Origin of the sequence: Nitrospirillum karajorum, assembly GCF_036348415.1 — a bacterium.
GTDB lineage: Bacteria > Pseudomonadota > Alphaproteobacteria > Azospirillales > Azospirillaceae > Nitrospirillum > Nitrospirillum amazonense_B.
Map to the genome: position 1 here is coordinate 812868 of NZ_JAZBQB010000002.1, position 17960 is coordinate 830827.

Here is a 17960-nt window from a genome sequence, read left to right on the forward strand (position 1 = left end):
GGCCCTCCTCACTGCGCCGCCGCGTCCAGCAGACGACGGGTCATGTCGCTGACGAAGGTCTGCAGCTCGGCATCCCGGCGGCCGCCCTGCACCTCCGCCTGGCCGAAGACCTCCGTCTGATAGCGGCCGTCGCGGTAAAGCCGCAGTTCCACCGACAGCACGCGATGCACACCGAACAGCCGGCTGGCGGCGGAGCGGGGCGGCCCCACGGTGCGGGAGGCGCCGCCGGCGTATGGGTTGGGCCGGAAGGTCCATTCCACGCGGTCGGGCGCTGCGCCATCCGCGGCAAAGAAAGTTTGTCCGCCCCCCGGCGTATTCTTGCCGGCAGTGTTCATGACGATGGCCAGAAAGGGCGCCGCCGCCTGCGGCTGGAAGCCCGGCAGGTCGCCAATGACCGTCACGGCCAACGCCCGGTCCTGTGCCCACCCCTCAACGGCCCATCCCGGCACGACGCCCAGCGCAAGCACGGCCCCGCCGAGCAGCAGGCCCCGGCGGGAAGGCAGGTGGAAGGATTGCGGGCGGCAGGCCATGACGACATCTCGGAAACCCCGACATGCCGATGCATAGCAGAGCCGGCGGCAGGACGCCGCCACAACCTGCCATTGTCATGAAATGGCAACGAAGCCGGCCACCCACGGCAAAGAAAAAGGCCGGACGCGTCGGGCGGCCGGCCTTTCCTTCAGGAACTGGACGGAATGGGGGCTTACGACTCCGCGCCCATCTGCTCCTGCTGGTAGTTCTGCAGGCCCACGCGCTGGATCAGATCCTGCTGGGTTTCCAGCCAGTCGATATGCTCCTCGGTGTCCTCCAGGATTTCCCGCAGAATCTCCCTGCTCTGGAAATCGCGCACGGATTCGGCGTAGGTCATGGCGTCCTGCAGGCTGGTGCGGTTATGCCGCTCGATGGACAGGTCGCCCTCGAACATCTCCGGCACGTCCTCACCGATCTTCAGCTTCAGCAGGTCCTGCAGGTTGGGCAGGCCCTCCAGGAACAGGATGCGCTCGATCAGCTTGTCGGCGTGCTTCATCTCGCCGATCGATTCCTCATAGACCTTCTTGGCCAGGCGCAGAAGGCCCCAGTTCTTCAGCATGCGGGCATGCAGGAAGTACTGGTTGATGGCGGTCAGTTCGTTGGTGAGGATCGTGTTCAGGTGAACGATGACCTGCGGATCGCCCTTCATAATATTGTCTCCTTAGGCGCGCGGCGGAGGGTGCACGCGACCGATTAAACTTCGACTTGGGTTCCCAATTCCACCACGCGATTGGGCGGAATGTCGAAAAATGTGGTTGCGGACAGGGCGGTGGCCGACAGGGCGATGAACACCTGCTCCTGCCACCGGGTGAGATCGGAGCGAGAGGACGGCACCAGAGTCTCGCGTCCCAGGAAGAACGAGGTTTCCGCCAGGTCGATGGCCAGGCCCAGCGGCCGGCATTCGGCCAACGCGCGGGGCACGTTGGGCTGTTCCATGAAGCCGAAATGGGCGGTGACCGAGAAGAAGCCCTTGCCCAGCTTTTCCATCGAGACGCGGCGCTCCCGCGTCACCCACGGCACCTCTTCCGTCAGCACCCGCATCAGCACCACGCGCTCATGCAGCACCTTGTTGTGCTTCAGGTTGTGCAGCAGGGCGTGGGGCACCTTGTCGACGCTGCCGGTCATGAACACGGCGGTGCCGGCCACGCGCACGGGCGTGCGGTCCGCCCGTTCCAGGAACAGCGACATGGGCAGGGCGTCACGATAGATGCGGTCGTACAGCACCTTGCGCCCCAACCGCCAGGTGGAGACCAGCACGAACACCGCCAGGCCCACCGTCAGGGGCAGCCAGCCGCCCTGGGGATCTTCAGGCAGTTGGCGGTCAGGAAGCTGAAGTCGATGAACAGGAAGAAGCCGAAGACCACAGCGGCGCGCGGCCGGCTCCACCCCCACACGTCGCGGGCGGTGAACAGCGCCATGATGGTGGTGATGGCCATGCTGCCCGTCACCGCCAGGCCGTAGGCGTCGGTCAGCTTGGCCGAACTGCCGAACATGATGACCAGCGCCACCACGGCCACCAGCAGGGCCCAGTTGATGCGCGGCACATAGACCTGGCCGATCTCGCTTTCGGAGGTGTGGCGGATTTCCATGCGGGGCATGTAGCCCAGTTGCACCGCCTGTCGGGTCAGGGAGAACACGCCCGAGATGACGGCTTGGCTGGCGATGATGGTCGCCGCCGTGGACAGCACCACCAGGGGCAGCAGCAGGAATTCCGGCACCAGCAGGAAGAACGGGTTGTCGATGGCCTCGGGCTTGCTGAGCAGCAAGGCGCCCTGGCCGAAATAGTTCAGCACCAGCGCCGGGAAGACCACGGCCACCCAGGCGTGGCGGATGGGCTTGCGGCCGAAATGGCCCATGTCGGCGTACAGCGCCTCGCCGCCCGTGAAGGATAGGACGGCGGCGCCCAGGATGTAGAACACCGACCAGCCGTGATTGAACGCCAGATCCAGGGCGTAGCGGGGGTCCAGCGCCTTCAGGACGTGGGGGACCTGAAGGATGTGGACAAGGCCCATGGCGCCCAGGCAGGCGAACCAGAAGCACATGACCGGCCCGAACAGGCGGCCGACGGTGTTGGTGCCGCCGCTCTGGATCAGGAACAGGCCCACCAGGATGACCACGGTGATGGGCACCACCCAGTGCTGCACGTCGGGGGCGGAAATCTCCAGCCCCTCCACCGCCGACAGCACCGACACGGCGGGGGTGATCATGCCGTCGCCGTAGAACAGCGCCAGGCCCAACATGGCCAGCACGGTCATGAGCCGGCGTTGCGAGCGGGAACGGTCCTTGCCGCTGAGCGCCAGGGTGGAGAGGGACAGGATGCCGCCCTCGCCCTTGTTGTCGGCGCGCAGGATGAGGACGACGTATTTCAGCGTCACCACCAGCACCAGCGACCACACCACCATCGACAGGAAGCCGAAGATGTTGGCCTCGTTCAACGGCATGCCCGTGATGGCCGGGTCGAATGCCGTGTGCATGGTGTACAGCGGGCTGGTGCCGATGTCGCCGTAGACGACGCCCAAAGCCCCGAGGGTCAGGGCCCAGTGGCGGCGCCCAGCGTTGTGCTGGTCGCTAGAGTGGCTGGATTGCATCTGTGCGGAGGGGATCGGCGTGGACTGCGTTAGGATGGCGTGTTCGGGATTCGGTCGGGCGGTATGGCTAAAAGAGATAGAGGTCCAATAGCAACGAAACGACGGTTGAAACACGACATCGGTGGCAAAGCGGCCGGATCGACCACGCCTCCACCCTGGGACGGATTGCGGCGTCAGTCAACAACGTCATCGCAGGTGCAACATGCGGGTCCCTTCCCCGGGTCGGGAAGGGACCGGAAAAAACGACATTTCGCCTGGCTTCGGCTATGGTGCCGAACCACTGCCAACGCCAACTGAACCAACGGTTTTTCGCCCGTGCCGCCCCATAAACGACTGGCCCGCCTGCACCAACGCCGCATCACCGTCGACGGCCGCCCCTTCGCCACGCTGAAGGGGGTTCCGGCCTTGCGCTGGCAGGACCCCTACCACTTTTTGCTCAGCATCTCATGGGGGGATTCTTCGGTTTGGCGCTGGCGGTGTACCTTGTCGCCAACCTGGTCTTCGCCGGGCTGTATCTGGCCGATCCCGCGGGCGTGACCAACGCCCGCGTCGGGTCCTTCGCCGACGCCTTTTTCTTCAGCGTGCAGACCTTGGGCACCATGGGCTATGGCGTCATGGCGCCCAAGACCGTCTACGCCAACAGCGTGGCGGCGGCCGAATCCTTCACCGGCATGCTGGGCGTGGCCCAGATCACGGGCCTGATCTTCGCCCGCTTCTCCCGCCCCCGCGCCATGATCCTGTTCAGCCGCAACATCCTGTTCACCCAGCATGACGGCCATCCCGTGCTGATGCTTCGGGCGGGCAACACCCGCGGCAACCAGATCCTGGAGGCCCGGGCCAGCGTGTCGGTGAGCACCATGCGGATCACGGAGGAAGGGGCGCTGATGCGCGGGTTCGAGGAACTGACGCTGATGCGCGCCAAGTCGCCGCTGTTCGCGCTGTCCTGGACCATCGTCCACCGCATCGACGAAACCAGCCCGCTGTATGGCCAGACGGAATGGACGCTGCGGCAGGCCCAGGCCAACTTCATCGTGCTGCTGAGCGGGACGGACGACAGCTATTCGCAAACGGTCTATGGCCGCAAGATCTACGACATGGACGATGCCCTGTGGGGCCGCCGCTTCGTCGACATCATCAACACGCGCGACGATGGCTATCGCCTGCTGGACTTCGACCGCTTCCATGAGACGGAACCGCAGCGCCTGCCCGCGAAGCCCCCGGCTGACACCACCCTGGCCGACAAGTCGGAGCCCAGGCCCGATGGAGCCGCGCCGACGGCCTGAACCGGCGGCGCGGCCATACTCATACCGTCACTGGGCCGTGGCGGCGCAGGTGTCGCCGGCCCCGCCATTCAGGTCCAGGCACCGGCCATCAACCTCGCCGGGGGCCAGCTTGAACCCCAGCAGGGACGCCAGGGTGGGCATGATGTCCACCGTCTCGACGGACAGCGGCTGCTCAAAGCCCGTCAAGCCCTTGCGCCAGAACAGGATGGGCACGCGGCGGTCATAATCCCAGGGGCTGCCGTGGGTGGCGATATAGGTCGCCGGCTTGGACGGGATGGCGGTGATGCGCGGCTTCAGGAAGACGACCATGTCACCAGAGCGGTCGGGATCGAACGACGCCCGCGCGCGGTCCAGCAGGCTCCAGGCGTCCGGCGCGCCGGTGGGCACCGGCGCCGCCGCCACCTCGGCGGCGGTGTAGACGGCGGCGACCTGCGGATCGGCACGGTACAGGGCCAGCGCCTCGTTCACGACCTTGGTCCGCCAGGAGCCCGCGACGGTGGGGCCCACCCAGACGTCGCCGTTGCCGCCGCCGAACAGCAGTTCCGCCCCATCGACACCCAGGGGCGCCACCTTCTTGCCCAGGTTCTCGGACACCAGGCCATCGTCCACGCGCGCCGCCATCGGCATGCCGCGCAGGCGCTCACGCTCCGGAATGTCGTTGCCGCCGTGGTCGGCCGACAGAGCCAGGACATAGTCCACGCCGGTGGCGTCCAGGGCGGCGACCAGCTTGCCCAGCGTGCGGTCCAGGTTGGCCACCTGGATGCACATTTCGGACCCTTCGGTGCCATAGCTGTGGCCGATGTAATCGGTCGCGGAGGCGCCGACCGTCAGGACGTCGACGGACTTGCCGTGGCCCAGCTTCATATCCTTGATCAGGCGGACGGCGAGATCGACGATGGCGGCGTCGAAGGCGGGGGATGCCCGCCACTGCGCTTCCGCCTTGGGCCCGGGCTGGCGGGCGAAGCGGCCGTCGCCCACCGTCAGGACGTCGTCCTTCCGCTCCACCGCGACCGGCATGTCGATGGCCTTGCACCACTCCGGCTCGGCATATTCCTTGGCGGGCTTGGCGATCTCGGCCAGGGCGGCCTCGTTCACCGCCTTCACGGCCGCCGGCGCGGTCCGGCCTTCATAGGAGATGAAGCCCTGGCCATCCTTCCAGAACCACAGCTCATCCACCGCGTGGCCGCCCATCATGATGGCCGCCCGGTCCTTGCCGGCGACGGAGACGGTGCGCACGTCCGGGTCGGCGGCCTTCAGCCGTTCACCCAGGGTCGGCACCTTCAGGTGGACGTCGGAGGGGACATAGCCCTTGTAGCTGCCCTTGCTCTCATCCTCGGCGCAGTAGATCTTGCCCGGCCGGGGCCCGCGGAAGCTGTACCAATCGTTGGCGATGATGCCGGTGCGGGCGGGACGGTCGCCGGTCATCAGCGTGGAATGGCCGGGGCAGGTTTCCGTCGCCGCGTGGCTCTGATAGCCGTTGGGGAACACCACCCCCTCCGTCAAGCGGCGCAGGCCGCCGGTGAAATGGCTGCGGTACTGCTGGAACAGGTCGGTGGAAAACTGGTCGACCGACACCAGCACCACCAGCTTGGGCGCGGGCGTCGACGGGCCGGCGTCGGCAGCGATCGCGCCACCCGGCAGGGCGCCGAACAGGGCGGCGGCGGCACACAGGGCCGTCATCTTGGAATACCAACGCGTCACAGTTTTCCTCCTGCTCTTCCGCCTTGGCGGATGCGCCCGCCAGCGGCAGGGCCGTTGTTTGCCATCTCTTGCGCAATCGCAAGATGTGTTTAGCGATGCCATTGAAATGTCATATGGATCTTCTGCGACAGCGCATCGCTTGCCGCCACCCGGCCCCTGACTTAAGGTGAGGATCGGGGAAAACGAGGCCAGCGCGGGACTGGCGGCGGGGGGCTGAATGACGGCGTTGGAAGTGCGCGGGCTGGCCAAGGCGTTCGACCGGCCGGCAGTGCGAAACCTGGACCTGACCATCGCGCCGGGGGAATTCTATGGCCTTCTGGGGCCCAACGGTGCGGGAAAGACCACCACACTGCGCATGATCGTCGGCCTGCTGAAACCCGATGCCGGCAGTGTGCGCGTGTTCGGCGTCGACGCCCTGGCCGATCCCATCGCCGCCAAGCGGCAAGTGGCCTGGCTGCCGGACGAACCGCTGATCTATGACAAGCTGACGCCGCTGGAGTTCCTGGAATTCGTGGCCGGCCTCTGGGGCGTGCCCGCCGCCGCCGCCAGCGCGCGGGCGGAGGAACTGCTGCACCGCCTGGAATTGTGGGACCACAGGGCCGAGCGGTGCGAGGGCTTTTCCCGCGGGATGAAGCAGAAGGCGGCGCTGGCCGGCGCCCTGATCCACGATCCCCAACTGCTGATCCTGGACGAGCCGCTGACCGGCCTGGACGCCGCCATCGCCCGCGCAGTGAAGGATATCCTGGCGGAACGGGTGCGGGCGGGCGCCACCATCATCCTGACCACCCACATCCTGGACGTGGCGGAACGGCTGGTCAGCCGCATCGGCATCATCCAGGGCGGTCGGCTGTTGGCGGAGGGCACCCTGGCGGAACTGCGCGGCCGCGTGGGCCGCAGCGACAGCACCCTGGAAGAGGTGTTCCTGGACCTGGTCGCCGCGCCTCCTGGCCAGACCGCAGCCGAACAGGCGCCGGCATGACCGCCGGCACCCTGCGTCCCGTCGCCGCACGCGCAGCCCTCCTGCGCCCCGGCACCTTGGCCTGGCTGCTGCGGCATGAGCTGCGCCTGGCCGTGCGCACCATCAAGCTGTCGTCGACCGGTGTCTGGGTGTCGCTGCTGCTGATGGTCATCCTGTTCCACGTCCTGGGCGCCTTCCTGGCCCTGGGCGCCGAACAGAGTGAGGCCGCCGGCAAGGGGGGCGCCATGACGCTGCCGGCGATCGGCGCCATGGTGGCGGCGCTGGCCTGCTGCTTCATGGCCGGCACGGCCATCTATCGCGCCATGGACACCATCTACGCTCGGGGCGATTACGACCTGCTGCTGTCGTCGCCCCTGTCGCCCTCGGTCATCCTGCCGGCGCGCGCCCTGGCGGTGGTGGCCAGCGCGCTGGTGTTCCCGGCCGCCATGATCCTGCCCATCGCCAACATGGGCGCCGTGTTCGGCCACCCCAACTGGCTGGCGGCCTATCTGGCCCTGCCCGCCCTGGCCCTGCTGGTGACGAGCCTCGCGCTGCTGGTGGCGCTGGTGCTGGTGCGCTGGATCGGGGTGCGCCGCGCCCGTACCGTTGGCCAGGTGGTTGCCGCGTTCACCGGCATGCTCATGGGCCTGGCGGGGCAAATCCCCCGCCTGCTGGGCCAGCACATGGACTGGATGGCGCAAGGCCAGAACCTGGCGCACGGGGCCCTCGCGTCCGTCCTGCTGCTGCCGGGCCGCGCCATGGTGGGCGAACCCCTGCCCTTGCTGATCCTGGTCACCGTGTGCGCCGCTGTCTTCGCCGTGGTCACGACGCGCTGGGGTGCCACCTTCATCGCCGCGGCCACGGCGGCGGCGGGCGCCACCACGTCGCGCGCCAAGGCCCCGGTGAAGGCCCACCGCTTCCACGACACGCTGGGGCCGGCGCTGCGGCGCAAGGAATGGCGCCTGATGCGCCGCCACCCGCAACTACCCCTGCTGCTGTTCCAGCAGATGAGCGGCGCCATCATCCTGACCATCTCCATGCAGGCGCAATGGCGGGAGGAGCCCTTGCTGCTGGCCACCCTGGTGGTGCCCATGGCGGCGTTCGCCGCCGGCATGTTGGCCAAGCTGGCGCTGGCCGACGGGGTCGCCGACCTGATCAACGCCGCCCCCGTGCCGGCCAAACGCCTGCGCCAGGCCAAGGTGGAGGCCGCCAGCATACCGCCCCTGGCGGTGGTGATCCTGGCGGCCGGTGCCGTCGCCGGCGTCAGTCCGTGGGGCGGCTTGACCCTGTTCAGCTGCGGCGTCGCGGCCATTTTCTGCGCCGTGGTGGCCAGCCTGTGGGTGCAGCCGGTGACCGGGGCCACGATGATCAATGACGTGGTGAAGCCGGCCAAGGGCGCGCGGGGCAAGGTGGTGGGGCGCACCCTGCTGGAAATGCTGATGGGCTATGGCTGGATGGCCGCCACCGTCATGATGCTGCACCACAACCCCTTCGCCCTGCTGGTGGCGGGCGGCCTGCTGGGGCTGGTGGCCATCCTCCGCGCCCCCCTGTGACGACGCCTCAGCCCGCCGGCGCCCAGCCCCCGGCACGGCGCCGGTTGATGAACAGCACCATGACGGCCGTGACCACACAGGCCACGCCGGCAACCTGGAACGCCGGGAAGTAGCTGCCCCATTCGGTGCGAATGAGACCGGTGCCATAGGCCGCCAGCGCCGCCCCCATCTGGTGCCCCGCCCCTATCCAGCCGAAGACCACGGGCGCGTCACGCCGGCCAAAGCGGTCAGTCACCAGGCGCAGGGTGGGCGGCACGGTGGCGATCCAGTCCAGGCCGTAGAACGCGGCGAAGACGGACAGGCCGTAAAGGCTGAAGCCCGACAGGGGCAGATAGAACAGGGACAGGCCGCGCAAGCCATAGTACCAGAACAACAGCTTGCGGCTGTCCACCCGGTCGGACAGCCAGCCGGACCCGGTGGTGCCCACCAGATCGAACAGGCCCATGAGCGCCAGCAGGCTGGCGGCCATCACCTCGGGAATGCCCTGGTCGAAACAGGCGGAGATGAGATGGGTGCCGATCAGGCCGTTGGTCGACAGGCCGCAGACGAAGAAACTGCCGAACAGCAGCCAGAAATCCACCGACTTCGACGCCCGGGCAAGCGTGGTGAAGGCGATGACGATGGGGTTGCCGCTCTTTTGTGGCAGTTCATCCTCCAGCGTACCGCCCAGGGGCGCCAGGCCCACAGCCCGTGGGCTGTCGGGCAGCAGCAGGGCCACCAGGGGCGCCAGCACAAGGGCGGCGGCGCCCACGGTCAGGCCCACCGCCTGCCAGCCGAAATGGGTGGCCAGGGCGGCCATGCCCGGCAGGAACACCAGCTGGCCGGTGGCCGAGCTGGCGGTCAGCAGGCCCATGACCAAGCCGCGCTGCTTGATGAACCACCGGTTCACCACCGTGGCCGCCAAGGTCATGGAGGTAAGGCCGGTGCCCAGGCCCACCAGCAGACCCCAGGACAGCATCATTTGCCAGGGTTGGGTCATCAGGGTGCTGGTGATGGTCGTCACGGCCAGCAGGCCCAACCCTGTCAGGATGGTGCGCCGGACACCGATCGCCTGCATCAAGGCGGCCGCGAACGGGCCCATGAAGCCATAGAGGAAGATGTTCAGCGACACCGCGGCCGCGATGGTGGCGCGGTCCCAGCCCAGCGCCTGTTCCAAGGGCACGAACAGCACGCCCGGCGCCGCCCGTACCCCCGCCCCCACCAGCAGCGTAGTGAAGGCCAAGACCGCCGCCACCCAGCCGTAATGCAGGCGCCCCTCCACCCGACGGGACAGACGCCGCGCCAGGGCCGGGGCGGAACCATGGAAACGTCTGGGCGCGCTCGCGTCGATCATGGCGCACTTATCCAATGGAGGTACCAGAGGATTCCATAATACGGGCAATTACCCTTAATTCAAGGACCCTTGAAACATAGCGCCTTTCGGCGTGTCATATGGCTGTCATCGACCCGTCATAGCCGGCCGAACAATGGCTTAGTGTGTCCCTGCCGTTCGTCTAGCACTATCCAATTTTGTTGAAGACTTCGGCCTATGAGGGGCGTAAGCTTTTGAAACGCGGCATGACCGCTTCAAGGCGACGATCGTCGCCCAGTGACGGATGCGTCAATAAAAGCAAATATATGTCCGCGTCAACTTTGTTGCGCTGACAACAAGCGGGATGGAACCACTGCCAGAACCGGACCATCGTCTAAGGCACTCAAGGCACCGTCGCCTTTATCCCTTGAACAGATAGCTGGAGGGAACTATGGCCACTGACAATTTCGTCGAAAGCCTGCGCCAAAAGCATGCCAGTCTGGAAGACCGCATCCACAGCGAACTGGCACGCCCCTATCATGACAGCGCCCTGGTGCAGCGCATGAAGTTTGAAAAGCTCAGGCTGAAGGAAAAGATCGACGAACACACGCGGCACTAAGCGCCGCGGGCCATCACCCCCCAGGCAGTGTCCCGTCGAAGACGGGCGCCGGCCCTGGACAGTAAAAGGAGCCGACCGGATGGGAAATCCCATCCGGTCTTTTTTTGCCCCGATCTACTTGCGGTACAGGTCCTGGTATTCCTGCCGCAGCAGGTTCTTCTGCACCTTGCCCATGGTGTTGCGCGGCAGGTCGTCCACGAACAGCACGCGCTTGGGCTGCTTGAACTTGGCCAGACGGCCGTCCAGGGCGGCCAGCACGGCGGCCTCATCCACCGCCGCATCCTTCTTGCGCACCACCACGGCGGTCACGCCCTCACCGAAATCCGGGTGGGGAACGCCGATCACGGCGCTTTCCACCACGCCGGGCAGACCGTCGATCTCCGTCTCGATCTCCTTGGGATAGACGTTGTAGCCGCCGGAAATGACCAGATCCTTGCCCCGGCCGACGATGTGGACATAGCCGCGATCATCAATCTTGCCCAGATCGCCGGTGATGAAGAAACCATCGGGCCGGAATTCGGCCGCCGTCTTCTCCGGCATCTGCCAATAGCCCTTGAAGACGTTGGGGCCTCGCACCTCGATCATGCCGATCTCGCCCTGGGGTATGGCGGCCCCCGTTTCCGGATCCACGACCCGCAGGGCCACGCCCGGCAGCGGGAAGCCCACGGTGCCGGCCACGCGGTCGCCGTCATAGGGGTTGGAGGTGTTCATATTGGTTTCGGTCATGCCGTACCGTTCCAGGATGGCGAGACCGGTGCGGGCCCGCCAGCTGTCATGGGTTTCGGCCAGCAAGGGGGCGGAGCCGGAGATGAACAGCCGCATATGGGCCGTCGCCTCGCGCGCCAGGCCGGGATGCTGCAGCAGGCGGACATAGAAGGTGGGCACGCCCATCATGGTGGTGGCGCGGGGCAGCAGCCGCAGCACCTCATCCGCGTCGAAGCGGGCCAGGAAAATCATGGTACCGCCGGCCAGCAGCAGGGTGTTGGTGGCCACGAACAGCCCATGGGTATGGAAGATGGGCAGCGCGTGCAGCAGCACGTCATCGCCGGTGAAGCGCCAGTAATCCACCAGGGTCAGGGCGTTGGAGGCCAGGTTGTCATGGCTCAGCATCGCGCCCTTGGACCGGCCCGTGGTGCCGGAGGTGTAGAGGATGGCGGCCAGGTCGTCAGCGCCCCGGGCGACATCGGCGAAGGTGCTGGACTGGTCCAGCGCCGCCGCCAACAGGGTTCCGGCATCCGCCGCACCCTGCCCGCCCAGCGTTTCCACGGCGGCGACACCCTTGGCCCGGGCCAGCTCCGTCATGGCGGCCGCCTTGGCGGGATCGCACACCACCAGGTGGGGCGTGGCGTCCCCGATAAAATAATCCAGCTCCGCCAGTGTATAGCCGGTGTTCAGCGGCAGGTAGATGGCGCCCGCCCGCACGCAGGCGAGGTAAAGCACGATGGCCTCGGCGCTCTTTTCCACCTGGACCGCCACCCGGTCGCCGGGCTTCACCCCCCGGGCCACCAGCAGGTTCGCCATGCGCGCCGACAGGTCCACCATGTCGCCATAGCTCAGGGTCCGCTCAGGCTGGCCCTTGGTTTCCGGAAGGATGATGAACGGCTTCTCCCGCGCCGGCATGCGGCCCAGGATCAGGGAAAAGAGATGGTTGGCCATGACAGTCACACTCCGGATTCTTCTTGGGCGTTTTTTATCGTTGCTGGTGAACGGTGGCAATCAAACGGCTGTTGGCCAAACGGGGCTTGAGGCGTCGGCCGCGGCGGGGCTGGACCGCTTGGGCCCAGCGTCCAGCCGGCCGGGCTTGGACCCATCGCCCTTGGGCGGCTTGGGGTCGTCGGGGGCGGCGTCGGCCTTCAGATGACGGCGGACTGCGGCGGCGGCCACCACCTCCCCCTTGTCGGCATACCGCTCGTGGTTGGTTTCGATATCGTCCAGCTTATAGAGATAATTGACCATCAGGCCATGGGATTGGGCCAGGCCCTTGGACGACAGGTCACCCAGGAAGTTCATGCGCTCCAACCGGGCGCCATTGCCCAGGTGGAAACGGGCGACCGGGTCCACCGGCTTGTTGCCCCGGGCCTTGGCCTTCAGGAAATAGTGCGCCGCCGCCTGCATGAGAACGGGCGAGACGGTGGCGGCAACAGCGGGTTCCTGGTGCCAGCCCGGGCGGTCCAGCGCCGCCAGGATATCCTTGTCGGCCGGCGCCAGCAGCGTGGACGCCGGGTCGGCGCGCTGCTGCCCCAGCCACTTGGCGAAGGCCGGCACGGGCGACAGGGTGACGAAGGTGCGCAGGTTGGGCAACTCGGCCCGCAAATCCTCCACCACCTGCTTGATCAGGAAGTTGCCAAATGAAACGCCGCGCAACCCCTCCTGGCAATTGGAGATGGAGTAGAAGACGGCGGTGGTCGCCGCCTCCGCCGCCATGGGCGCGCGCCCTTCGGCCAGCAAGGCGTCGATGCTGGCCGGGATGTCGGGCGCCAGCGCCACCTCCACGAAGATCAGCGGATCGTCCAGCAACTGGGGATGGAAGAAGGCGAAGCAGCGGCGGTCCGCAGGGGCCAAGCGGCGGCGCAGGTCATCCCAATCGCGGATGGTGTGCACCGCCTCGTACCGGATGATCTTTTCCAGGATGTTGGCCGGCGTCGTCCAGTCGATGTGGCGCAGCACCAGAAAGCCGCGGTTGAACCACGACGCCAGCAGATGGCTGAAGTCCGCGTCCACCGCCTCCAGCGCCGTCTTCTCCACCCCCTGGGCGTCGGCCATGACCCGGAACAGCACCTCGCGCATGCGCACCACGGCCTCGGTCCCGCCCGGCGCCAGGTTCAGGCGCCGGAACAGCTCCTGACGCCGGGCCTCGGCGGCGTTGTGCAGGACCAGCGCCGTGCCGGCCCCCGGCGCGGCGCGGTAGGCGTCGATGGCCTTGTCCAGCTTGATCGGATCGGGACCGAAACGATAAGCCAAGTCCAAGAGGAAGGCCCGTTGGCCGGCGGCGTCCAGGACCGCCCACTGGTCCAGGATCTGTCCCGCCAACGCCACGCCCGAGGCCTCGCCCCGGCCGGACAGCAAGGTGTCGCACAGGCTGGGCAGGTCGCGGCGCGGCGGCGCCTTGCCCGACAGCGGCATCAGCTTGGCCGCGTCCTCCAGCAAATCCTCCACCGTCGGGCCATGGCGGCGCAGCAGGGCGCGGCCACGGTCGGCGATGGTGGTCAACATGGACCGGAAGAAGGTGCTGCTGCTCATGGGCTGGGCCTCGCGGATTGCGAACCAGGGGACGGGCCAGGGGAACGGAATTGCGCGGTACCGTCAGCGGACGATGGTAGGCCGGCCCAGCGCGCCCGCCAAGGCCGCCTGAGGGGGGGTCTGGGGGGCGGCCTGCGGCGTCGACATATTGGACACGAAGTCGGACAGGCTGTCGCCCTGGATGCCGATATGACGCCGCATCAGGGTTTCCGCCCGGTCCGGATCGCCTTCCAGCAGGGCACGCACGACATCGTCATGCTCCTGCACTGATTTGGCGACGCGGCCCAGCTGATGCAACTGGTTGCGGCGATAGGGTGACAGGCGGTTGCGCACGCGCCGCGTCTCCTCCTCCAACTGGCGGTTGTGGCTGCCGGCGTAGATGACCTCGTGGAACCGGGTGTTCATGGCGTAGTAGACATCGGGATCGCCCGCGACGGCCAAGCGCTGGCATTCGGCATGAACCGCGTGAAGGTCGGCCCGTTCCGCCGGCGTCATGCGGCGGGCGGCCAGCCGGGCGCACAGGCCTTCCAGCACGGCCATGATCTCGAACAACTCCAGCACCTGGCGCACGTCCAGGCCCACCACCACCGCGCCCTGGCGCGGCCGGATCTCCACGAATCCCTGTGCCGCCAGCATCTTAAGCGCCTCGCGCACCGGGGTGCGGGATGTGCCGAAGCGTTGGGCCAACACCTGCTCGTCCAGGCGCATGCCCGGCAGGGCGCGGCCGGCGCAGATATCGTCCTCAAGCGCGCGGGCCAGTTGCTCGGATCGGGTTTCGGGCAGGGCCATGATCATCCTTATCCGGGACGGGCCGGCATCTCACGGGCCGGCGGGGTCCCACGCAATCTCCCTACTGGTTACGCATACACCAGTGAACTCCATGCATGCAAGAAGCGCCATCTTGCGTTTCAAAGATTGACGCCCATAGGTTGCTCTGACATGCTTCGGGCATCCAAGCATCTGCAAATAAAAACTTTTTCGCAATTGCAGCATTCATTGAGCAATTGCGGAAGCGGGAGGATGAGCGCGCCTGATCTTAAGCGGCCTTGTGCTTGATGGGCCCGCCGCGCCCGGCTCCTTCTTTAATGTTTCCTTATTGAAACCGACACTTCAGGCCAACCCCAACGCCGGACCCGAAGAAGACCGGCGCTTGCCCACGGTGAGGAACACGCCCCCATGTCGACCGATCAGACGTCCACCATCGCCTTGTCGCGCCGCACCCTGCTGGGGGGCATGGCGGCCAGCCCCGTCGCCCTGACATTGGGCGGCACGGTGCTGGCTTCGGGTAGCCTGCTCCCCACCCTGGCCCGGGCCCAGGGCACGCTGAAGATCTCCCATCAGTTCCCGGGCGGCACGCTGACGGAGGGCGACTTCCGCGACCGGCTGTGTCGCAAGTTCGCGGCCCAGGTGGAGGCGGAAACCAAGGGCGCCCTGAAGTTCGAGATTTATCCCGCCTCGTCCCTCATGAAAACGGTCGCGCAGTTGCAGGCCCTGCGGAAGGGCGCCCTGGATCTCACGCTCTACCCCATGCCCTATGGCGGGGGCGAGGTCCCGGAAATGAACCTGGGCCTTATGCCCTGCCTGGTGACGACGTATGAGCAGGGCCTGGCCTGGAAGAAGAAGCCGATTGGCGAGGCGCTGACCAAGGCGCTGGAGGCCAAGGGCATAAAAATCCTGACCTGGGTGTGGCAGGCGGGCGGCGTCGCGGCCCGTGGCACCCCGGTGCTGCACCCCGCCGACGTAAAGGGCATCAAGATCCGCGGCGGATCGCGGGAGATGGACATGATGTTCAAGGCCGCCGGTGCCGCCGTCTCGTCCATCCCGTCCAACGAGATTTATGCCGGCATGCAGACCGGCGCGCTGGACGCCGCCGTCACCAGTTCCACCAGCCTGATCTCCTTCAAGCTGGAGGAGCAAAGCAAGAGCCTGACCGCCGCCCGGCAGAAGAGCTTCTGGTACATGCTGGAACCCCTGATGATGTCCAAGATCGTGTTCGACGCCCTGCCCGCCGCGCAGCAGAAGGCGCTGCTGACGGTGGGTGAATCGCTGGAACCGTTCGGGCTGGAGGAAGCCAAGAAGGATGACCAGCGCGTGGCCGAAATCTACGCCAAGGCCGGCGTGAAGGTCGTGGACATGGACGACAAGGTGATGGACGAATGGCGCGCCATCGCCCGTGATACCGCCTGGAAGGACTTCGCCGAGCGCTTCCCCGAGGGGGCCAACCTGCTGAAGTTGGCCGAGGACGTGGCATGAGGGCTGCGGAACCGGCATTGCCCGCCCCCCTGCGCTGGGTGGGCACAACCTTGGACTGGACCAACCGCGTCATCGCCACCGTGGCGGCGGTGGCCGTGGTCGCCGCCGGCATCGTCATGACGGAGGAGGCCATGGTGCGCTATTTCCTGCGCCAGGCCGCCGACTGGCAGGATGAGACCGCCATCTTCCTGCTGGTGGGGGCCACCTTCCTGTCGGCCGCCTATGTCCAGTCCCGCAGGGGTCATGTCGCCATCGAAGCCGTCGGCGGCCTGTTGCCGCCGGGGGTGGAGCGGGTACGGCGCTGGGTGGCGGACCTGATCTCCTTCCTGTTCTGCGGCTTCTTTTCCTGGAAGTCCTGGGTGCTGTGCCACGAGGCCTGGGTGGAGGGCTATGCCACCTTCTCCTCCTGGGCGCCGCCCTTATGGATTCCCTACCTCGCCATGTCGGTGGGCATGACCCTGCTGACCCTGCAGATCGCCCTGCAACTGCTGGCCCCCCAGCTGGCGGACGCCGCTATGGAAGGACGCGCCCATGGGCACGGTTGAGATCGGCCTGCTGTACGGCGGTGCCACCCTGGTGGCCCTGTTCGCCGGCCTGCCCATCGCTTTCGCGCTGGGCGCCGTTGCCGTGGTCTTCATGTACTTCTTCATGCCGGCGGCCTCGCTGGATACCGTTACCCAGAATGTCTATGAGGAAATGGCCAGCATCACCATGCTGACAATTCCCCTGTTCATCCTGAAGGGGGCCGCCATCGGCCGGTCGCGCGCCGGTTCCGACCTTTATTCCGCGTTGCATGTGTGGATGGGCCGGGTGCCGGGCGGCCTGGGCGTGGCCAACGTCTTCGCCTGCGCCCTGTTCGCCGCCATGGCCGGCAGCAGCCCCGCCACCTGTTCCGCCATCGGCAGCGCTGGTATTCCCGAGATGCGCCGCCGCGGCTATTCCCCCGGTTTCGCCGCCGGTATTATCGCGGCCGGCGGCACGCTGGGCATCCTGCTGCCGCCTTCCATCACCTTGATCCTCTATGCCGTGGCGGCGGAACAGTCGCTGGGCCGCCTGTTCCTGGCCGGCATCGGCCCGGGCGTGCTGATGGTCGGCCTGTTCGCGATCTATGCCGTCGTCCGCTATCGCCAGGAAAAGGCGGCGGCGACGGCGGCCTATGCGCAAGGCGGGACCTGGTCGGAAATACTGCGCACCGACACCTTCACGGCGCGGGAACGGTTCGCCGCCATCCCGCGTGTGCTGCCCTTCGTCATCCTGCTGATCGGCGTCATGTTCGCCCTCTATGGTGGCATCGCCACCCCGTCGGAAACAGCCGGTTTGGGCGCCGTGCTGGCCCTGCTGATGGTGGCCGGCATCTATCGCGTCTGGCGGCCGGCACAGATGGGTCCGATCCTGATGTCCACCCTGCGCGAATCCACCATGCTGATGATGATCATCGGCATGTCGCTGCTGTATTCCTACGTGATGAGCTACCTGCACATCAGCCAGGGCGCGGCCGAGTGGATCGTGGGCATGCACCTGTCGAAATGGGTGCTGCTGACCGCCATCCTGCTGCTGGTGGTGGTGCTGGGCTTTTTCCTGCCGCCTGTCAGCATCATCCTGATGACCGCCCCCATCATCCTGCCGCCGCTGAAGGCCGCCGGCTTCGACCTGATTTGGTTCGGCATCATCATGTCCATCGTCATGGAGATGGGCCTGATCCATCCGCCGGTCGGCCTGAACATTTTCGTCATCAAGAACATCGCACCGGACATCCCCCTGCGCGACGTGGTGATGGGGGTGTTGCCCTTCGTGGCCCTGATGCTGGTGTCCATCCTGGCGCTGTGCTTCGTGCCCGGCCTGGCCACCTGGCTGCCCGCCGCCGTCTACGCCGGGTGACCGTATCGCCAGCCGCAGCGGCAGGAGATTCGTCCTGCCGCTGCTGAGAGTGCTGGTCGGCCACC

Annotated in this window: 16 protein-coding genes; 7 read left to right on the plus strand and 9 right to left on the minus strand. The window is 66.9% G+C overall.

Annotated elements, in window-relative coordinates; genetic code table 11:
- Positions 1–8 precede the first annotated feature (8 nt).
- From UCD39_RS11160 to UCD39_RS11175, 4 genes are all read right to left on the minus strand, one after another.
- Positions 9–530, minus strand: a complete 522-nt coding sequence (locus tag UCD39_RS11160) for a hypothetical protein (protein WP_330496101.1) — start codon at positions 528–530, stop codon at positions 9–11.
- A gap of 173 nt (positions 531–703) precedes the next feature.
- The gene (gene bfr, locus UCD39_RS11165; RefSeq protein ID WP_145731436.1) at positions 704–1180 is read right to left on the minus strand and encodes a bacterioferritin; all 477 of its coding nucleotides are present in this window, start codon (positions 1178–1180) and stop codon (positions 704–706) included.
- Positions 1181–1224: 44 nt separating this feature from the next.
- Positions 1225–1806, minus strand: coding sequence for a KUP/HAK/KT family potassium transporter (locus tag UCD39_RS11170; protein WP_330496102.1), 582 nt, complete (start codon positions 1804–1806; stop codon positions 1225–1227).
- Positions 1807–1808: 2 nt separating this feature from the next.
- Entirely contained in the window at positions 1809–3119 is a 1311-nt protein-coding gene (locus UCD39_RS11175) for a potassium transporter Kup (RefSeq protein ID WP_330496103.1), read from the minus strand.
- 464 nt (positions 3120–3583) lie between these two features.
- Between UCD39_RS11175 and UCD39_RS11180 the strand changes: the two genes are divergently transcribed.
- Complete coding sequence (locus UCD39_RS11180) at positions 3584–4402, plus strand: ion channel (protein WP_330496104.1); 819 nt, start codon at positions 3584–3586, stop codon at positions 4400–4402.
- Positions 4403–4429: 27 nt separating this feature from the next.
- Here UCD39_RS11180 and UCD39_RS11185 read toward each other — a convergent pair whose 3' ends face one another.
- Entirely contained in the window at positions 4430–6103 is a 1674-nt protein-coding gene (locus UCD39_RS11185) for an alkaline phosphatase family protein (protein WP_330496105.1), read from the minus strand.
- A 217-nt stretch (positions 6104–6320) separates the two neighbouring features.
- Here UCD39_RS11185 and UCD39_RS11190 point away from each other — a divergent pair, with 217 nt between their 5' ends.
- Positions 6321–7082, plus strand: a complete 762-nt coding sequence (locus tag UCD39_RS11190) for an ABC transporter ATP-binding protein (protein WP_330496106.1) — start codon at positions 6321–6323, stop codon at positions 7080–7082.
- A complete protein-coding gene (locus tag UCD39_RS11195; RefSeq protein WP_330496107.1) occupies positions 7079–8614 on the plus strand; it encodes a hypothetical protein in 1536 nt (511 codons plus the stop codon). Before UCD39_RS11190 ends, UCD39_RS11195 begins: the two co-directional genes overlap by 4 nt.
- Before the next feature lie 7 nt (positions 8615–8621).
- Here UCD39_RS11195 and UCD39_RS11200 read toward each other — a convergent pair whose 3' ends face one another.
- A complete protein-coding gene (locus UCD39_RS11200; RefSeq protein WP_330496108.1) occupies positions 8622–9947 on the minus strand; it encodes an MFS transporter in 1326 nt (441 codons plus the stop codon).
- A 409-nt stretch (positions 9948–10356) separates the two neighbouring features.
- Between UCD39_RS11200 and UCD39_RS11205 the strand changes: the two genes are divergently transcribed.
- Positions 10357–10524: a YdcH family protein gene (locus UCD39_RS11205; RefSeq protein WP_081486311.1), complete on the plus strand. Its 168-nt coding sequence runs from the start codon at positions 10357–10359 to the stop codon at positions 10522–10524.
- A gap of 114 nt (positions 10525–10638) precedes the next feature.
- On the opposite strand, the gene UCD39_RS11210 is transcribed toward UCD39_RS11205, so the two are convergent.
- The 3 genes from UCD39_RS11210 to UCD39_RS11220 form a co-directional block, all read right to left on the minus strand.
- Positions 10639–12180, minus strand: coding sequence for a malonate--CoA ligase (locus UCD39_RS11210; protein ID WP_330496109.1), 1542 nt, complete (start codon positions 12178–12180; stop codon positions 10639–10641).
- 60 nt (positions 12181–12240) lie between these two features.
- Positions 12241–13764, minus strand: coding sequence for a malonyl-CoA decarboxylase (locus tag UCD39_RS11215; protein ID WP_330496110.1), 1524 nt, complete (start codon positions 13762–13764; stop codon positions 12241–12243).
- A gap of 63 nt (positions 13765–13827) precedes the next feature.
- Positions 13828–14553: a GntR family transcriptional regulator gene (locus UCD39_RS11220; RefSeq protein WP_330496111.1), complete on the minus strand. Its 726-nt coding sequence runs from the start codon at positions 14551–14553 to the stop codon at positions 13828–13830.
- A gap of 387 nt (positions 14554–14940) precedes the next feature.
- On the opposite strand from UCD39_RS11220, the gene dctP reads away from it, so the two are divergent.
- From dctP to UCD39_RS11235, 3 genes are read left to right on the plus strand one after another with little or no spacing between them, the layout of a single operon-like run.
- Positions 14941–16017 (plus strand): TRAP transporter substrate-binding protein DctP, encoded by a 1077-nt coding sequence (gene dctP, locus UCD39_RS11225; RefSeq protein ID WP_330496112.1) that lies wholly within the window; start codon positions 14941–14943, stop codon positions 16015–16017.
- Positions 16014–16562, plus strand: a complete 549-nt coding sequence (locus UCD39_RS11230; RefSeq protein ID WP_330496113.1) for a TRAP transporter small permease — start codon at positions 16014–16016, stop codon at positions 16560–16562. The genes dctP and UCD39_RS11230 overlap by 4 nt, the downstream gene beginning before the upstream one ends.
- The gene (locus UCD39_RS11235) at positions 16549–17895 is read left to right on the plus strand and encodes a TRAP transporter large permease (RefSeq protein WP_330496114.1); all 1347 of its coding nucleotides are present in this window, start codon (positions 16549–16551) and stop codon (positions 17893–17895) included. Before UCD39_RS11230 ends, UCD39_RS11235 begins: the two co-directional genes overlap by 14 nt.
- The last annotated feature ends 65 nt before the right edge of the window (positions 17896–17960 follow it).

Excerpts from the sequence above, each read along its gene's own strand:
- UCD39_RS11215 (WP_330496110.1), bottom strand. The coding sequence starts at position 13,764 with ATGAGCAGCAGCACCTTCTTCCGGTCCATGTTGACCACCATCGCCGAC.
- UCD39_RS11205 (WP_081486311.1), top strand. The coding sequence starts at position 10,357 with ATGGCCACTGACAATTTCGTCGAAAGCCTGCGCCAAAAGCATGCCAGT.
- UCD39_RS11190 (WP_330496106.1), top strand. The coding sequence starts at position 6,321 with ATGACGGCGTTGGAAGTGCGCGGGCTGGCCAAGGCGTTCGACCGGCCG.
- UCD39_RS11160 (WP_330496101.1), bottom strand. The coding sequence starts at position 530 with ATGGCCTGCCGCCCGCAATCCTTCCACCTGCCTTCCCGCCGGGGCCTG.
- UCD39_RS11210 (WP_330496109.1), bottom strand. The coding sequence starts at position 12,180 with ATGGCCAACCATCTCTTTTCCCTGATCCTGGGCCGCATGCCGGCGCGG.
- UCD39_RS11235 (WP_330496114.1), top strand. The coding sequence starts at position 16,549 with ATGGGCACGGTTGAGATCGGCCTGCTGTACGGCGGTGCCACCCTGGTG.
- UCD39_RS11230 (WP_330496113.1), top strand. The coding sequence starts at position 16,014 with ATGAGGGCTGCGGAACCGGCATTGCCCGCCCCCCTGCGCTGGGTGGGC.
- UCD39_RS11200 (WP_330496108.1), bottom strand. The coding sequence starts at position 9,947 with ATGATCGACGCGAGCGCGCCCAGACGTTTCCATGGTTCCGCCCCGGCC.
- UCD39_RS11220 (WP_330496111.1), bottom strand. The coding sequence starts at position 14,553 with ATGGCCCTGCCCGAAACCCGATCCGAGCAACTGGCCCGCGCGCTTGAG.
- UCD39_RS11175 (WP_330496103.1), bottom strand. The coding sequence starts at position 3,119 with ATGCAATCCAGCCACTCTAGCGACCAGCACAACGCTGGGCGCCGCCAC.
- bfr (WP_145731436.1), bottom strand. The coding sequence starts at position 1,180 with ATGAAGGGCGATCCGCAGGTCATCGTTCACCTGAACACGATCCTCACC.
- dctP (WP_330496112.1), top strand. The coding sequence starts at position 14,941 with ATGTCGACCGATCAGACGTCCACCATCGCCTTGTCGCGCCGCACCCTG.
- UCD39_RS11195 (WP_330496107.1), top strand. The coding sequence starts at position 7,079 with ATGACCGCCGGCACCCTGCGTCCCGTCGCCGCACGCGCAGCCCTCCTG.